Origin of the sequence: Xanthomonas sp. SHU 308, assembly GCF_000364645.1 — a bacterium.
In the GTDB taxonomy this organism is placed as follows: Bacteria; Pseudomonadota; Gammaproteobacteria; order Xanthomonadales; family Xanthomonadaceae; genus Xanthomonas_A; species Xanthomonas_A sontii.
This window is the reverse complement of the sequence record NZ_AQOK01000225.1, coordinates 1-4,087: the sequence shown is the minus strand read 5'-3', so window position 1 is coordinate 4,087 and position 4,087 is coordinate 1. Positions and strand designations below refer to the sequence as shown.

Here is a 4,087-nt window from a genome sequence, read left to right as displayed (position 1 = left end):
CGGCGCCGTGGCGCTGGGCAGCGGCAGCAGCACGGCCGAGGCGGTGGCGACCACCGGCGGGACCCTCAACGGCACCGCCTACACCTACGCCGGCGCCGCGCCGACCAGCACGGTGAGCGTGGGCAGCGCCGGCCACGAGCGGACGGTGACCAACGTGGCCGCCGGCCGCGTGTCCGGGACCAGCACCGATGCGGTCAACGGCTCGCAGCTGTATGCCACCAACACCGAGCTAAGCAAGCTCGACGGTGCAGTCAAGGGTATCCAGGGCGGCGACGGTGTGAAGTACCTGCGGGTCAATTCGACGGGCAGCGATAGCGTCGCGACCGGCACCGACAGCGTCGCGATCGGCCCCGATGCGGTCGCCAGCAATGCGAAGGACGTGGCGATCGGCTCGGGTACTCGTACCGTGGAGACCACGGCGGTGAGTTCCACAACGCTCGGTGGCTCCAGCTACAACTTCGCCGGCAGCGCGCCGGTCGGTGCGTTCAGTGTCGGCGCGGTGGGGGCGGAGCGGCAGATTCAGAATGTGGCCGCAGGCCGTCTGAGCGCCAGCAGCACCGATGCGGTGAACGGTTCGCAGCTGTATGCCACGAATCAGAAGGTGCAGGACAACTCCAATTCGCTCTCCACGCTACAGAGTTCGCTGACCACGCTCGAGCAGTCCATTGGCGGCATCTCCGGAAATCCCAGCAAAAGCGGCAGCGGCAGCGTCAGCCCCGCCAGCGATGGCAGCAATGGCAGCAATGGCAGCAACGGTTCGAGCGCCTCATCGGCGACGAACGATGGGTTGGTCGTCGTGGGCAATGACGGCACCTCGGTCGCGGTTGGGCCTACTGCGTCGGCCAAGAGCGCCAGCACCACGGCGATGGGCAGCAACACCACGGCCAGTGGCACGAACGCGACGGCGGTGGGGGCGGATGCGGTCGCATCAGGTGCGGGTAGCGTTGCCGTAGGCAAAGGCGCCACTGCCACGGAGTCCAACAGCGTTGCCATGGGGCAGGGCTCGGTCGCCGACCGTGCCGACACCGTCTCGGTCGGTTCGGCGAGCAACCAGCGCCAGATCACCAACGTCGCCGCCGGCACCGAACGCACCGATGCGGTCAACCTGGGACAGTTGCAGGATGGCTTGGACAGCGTAGAGGACTGGTCGCGCGCCTACACCGACTCCCGCGTGGATCAGGTGGATCGGCGCGCCAGCGCCGGCGTGGCCGCGGCGATGGCGATGGCCAGCCTGCCCCAGGCGTATCAACCGGACCAGAGCGCGGCGGGCGTCTCGTTGAGCTCGTTCCGTGGCGAACAGGCGATCGCGTTCGGCGTTTCCACGATCAGCGGAAGCGGCCGCTACCTGTTCAAGGTCAACGCCAGCGCCACCACGCGCGGCGATGCCGGCGTGGCCGTCGGCGCGGGTGTGGTCTGGTAACAAGCACCGCTGGCGCCGGCCGGACGCCTCTGTGTCGGCCGGCGCTTCCTTTCATTTTCCTGGTCACAAGCGCGTCCGAGGACGCGTTTCTTTTTGTCGGCTGCGTACGCGGCTGTGGAAGAGAAGTCGTAGATGAGCAGATCCGGATATCGCGCCTTCGGCATCGTGGCGCTCGCTTTGATGTGGCTAGGGACCGCACTGGCGATATATCGCCATCATGCCAATGCCTTGTGGCATCTCGTCCACCGGCGCTGCGAGGTCAGTGCGTGGGGCTCCGGGGTGCCGGCGCCGTGCCGGACCCTGGACCCTGCGCAGGGCTATGCTCTCCTGCAGGACGAGCGCGGCCGAGCGCATGCCTGGCTGGTGCCGACCCGCCGCATCAACGGAGCCGCCAAGCTCGCGTTGCAGCGCCAGGACACGCCGAACTACTTCTGGCTGGCGTGGCGGGCCCGTGGCGTGCTGTCGGATTTGCTGGGTGCGCCGGTTCCGGATACTGCGGTGGCCGTCGTGGTGGATGCGCAGACGCTGCCTTCGCAGAACCAGTTGCACCTGCACATCGCCTGTCTGCGCGCGGACATCCGTGAGCAGTTGGCGGTGGCAGGCCCGTATTGGGATGCACACTGGAACGGATATTGGCTAAAGGGCCGTCGCTACTACCTGCGGACGCTGAGCGAGGCGGAACTGGCAATGCGCAGCCCGTTCCTGCGCGTGGCCGAAGAGTTGCCCGGTGCCAGCGGCAACCTGGAACGCTACGGGCTGGCCCTGACCGTGCTGCAGGACGGCCGGTTCGTGTTGCTGGCGCTGCCGCGTACCTTGCTGGGCCGGGGCGCGAACCTGGGAGCGGCGCGCGTGCTGCAGGACGACGATTGCGCGACCGCAGGTACGCGCAGTTTTCCCGCATCCTGGTACTCGAACGTGATGCGGCCAGGCGGTCATGCTCGTGTGGAGCTGGCAGGCGAGAGATAGCGGCGCGGTCGCCGTTCGGTTGCGCGGCATGTACGTGTTGCCGCACAGGCAGCGGCCAGCGCGGCCGCTGCGCCGTGCAGCAAGCCAATCACTGCTGCGCGAACACCCAGGCCAACTGGCCGCGTACCGGCTCGGGCGTCGCCAGGGCCTGGCGGTACAGGGTCCGCGCCGTCCAGCAGGCGTCCTCGTCGCTGGCCTTGGCGATCTCCGGCAGCACCCGCATCAGGCGCTGCTGCTGGTCGGCGGGCAGCGACTTGACCAGGGTGCCCATCGCCGCCTGGATCTGCTCCTGGCTTACCGGCTGCGCCGGGGTCTTGTTCAACTCCGCGTCGGTGGCCTTCAGCGAGACGTCGAACCAGCGGTCGATCTGCGCCTGCGGCAGCGTTTCCAGGCCCGACAGCATCGCCGCGCTCAGCGCCTGCGCATCGTTGGGGTTGCCGCCGCGCGCCAGCACGGCGCACTGCCGTACGTCGACCTTGTCGCTGACCTGCGACAGGATCTGCAGGCGCTGTTCCAGCGTGGCGTGGTCCAGTCGCGCGATGCCGTTCTGCGCCAGTTGGAAGCCGGCCTGCTGCGCCTGCGGGCCGCTCTGCTTGAGCAGCGCCACGTAGCGCGGGTCGTTGGCCAGCTTGCGCAGCATGCGATCGAACGGCGCGTGCAGCGGCGAACTGGCCGGGTAGGGGTTCTGCGCCGCGGCGATCTCTTCCTGGGCCTTCTGCTGCGCCTTCTGGCAGGCGCCGAGGCTCAGCACGCCGGCGATCAGCAGCGGCAGGGCGATCTTCATCTTCCGTGTCATCGGGAACTCCTAGTCGTGAGGGCGGCCACCCGCAGCGGCCGCCAGATGTGCCAGGATATCGGCTTCGCCCGTGCAGGGCGAACGGCGCGACAGCGGGTGGGCTGATGTCGCCACGTCCCTGTCGTTCGAGCCTGCGAGACGCTGTCGGGCGCCGCCTGGTCGGCGGCCACCGCGCACGGCAATCTCCATCGGGCGCCGGCGTTCCCGGCGCTTATCATCCGCGACTCCCTCCGCGCGCGAGATCGTCCGCATGACCTCCGGAATGCTTGTTGGCCTTCTCGCGCTGGGCGTCGGCGCGTCGTCTCCGGTTGTATCGCAGCAGGCAGGCGTCGTCGACGCGGTCGTCCAGCAGCTTGATCTCACATCGTTCCCCAACTCGGTCGGCCCCCGCCGTCTGCCGGGGAAGACGACGTTCGCGGACTATGGTTTCGTGGATGTCACCAAAACCGCCCATGGCGCGCGCCTGCTCGAGGCCGACAAGGGCTGGATGATGCGCTTCGAGGTGCTGTCGGCCGATGCCACGTCCGTGCGTCTGTGCTTCCATGACACGGGATTGGCCAGGCTCGGCGCGACACAGGCCCCCAGCTACGACGCAACCTCGGCGCTGCTCGTTTCGACAGCGTCTCAGGGCAAGTGGACCGCCAGGAAGGTCCCGGCGGGGTTTGCGGACTGCAAGAACGCGCCTGCCGGCGCGTGAGTGCACGCGGGGCGGCCGCGATGCGGGCCGTCGCATCACCTGGGTGAGGGGGCTGCCGCGGCCTGACGGCGCGCGCCGTCCCCGTGATCGATAGCGTCCCCATAAAAAAACAGAGCGCCGCTTGCGCAGGCGCCCTGTCGGGGGCGGAGCGGGCCGGCGCGCACGGCGCCGGCGTCGTCCTCAGCCGCCGCGCGGACCGCGGTTGCCA

The 4,087-nt window shown here is 68.9% G+C and carries 4 protein-coding genes; 3 read left to right on the top strand and 1 reads right to left on the bottom strand.

Going from position 1 to position 4,087, the window contains the following annotated elements; all coding sequences use genetic code 11:
* Together D588_RS0108415 and D588_RS24325 are read left to right on the top strand one after the other, a co-directional pair.
* On the top strand, nucleotides 1-1,420 hold a 1,420-nt coding region (locus D588_RS0108415; protein WP_017915650.1), incomplete at its 5' end, for a YadA-like family protein.
* A 132-nt stretch (nucleotides 1,421-1,552) separates the two neighbouring features.
* Nucleotides 1,553-2,386 (top strand): CDP-diacylglycerol diphosphatase, encoded by an 834-nt coding sequence (locus tag D588_RS24325; protein ID WP_106404470.1) that lies wholly within the window; start codon nucleotides 1,553-1,555, stop codon nucleotides 2,384-2,386.
* 88 nt (nucleotides 2,387-2,474) lie between these two features.
* Here D588_RS24325 and D588_RS0108405 read toward each other — a convergent pair whose 3' ends face one another.
* Nucleotides 2,475-3,170: a hypothetical protein gene (locus D588_RS0108405; RefSeq protein WP_017915648.1), complete on the bottom strand. Its 696-nt coding sequence runs from the start codon at nucleotides 3,168-3,170 to the stop codon at nucleotides 2,475-2,477.
* A 262-nt stretch (nucleotides 3,171-3,432) separates the two neighbouring features.
* Between D588_RS0108405 and D588_RS0108400 the strand changes: the two genes are divergently transcribed.
* Nucleotides 3,433-3,879, top strand: a complete 447-nt coding sequence (locus tag D588_RS0108400) for a hypothetical protein (protein ID WP_017915647.1) — start codon at nucleotides 3,433-3,435, stop codon at nucleotides 3,877-3,879.
* The last annotated feature ends 208 nt before the right edge of the window (nucleotides 3,880-4,087 follow it).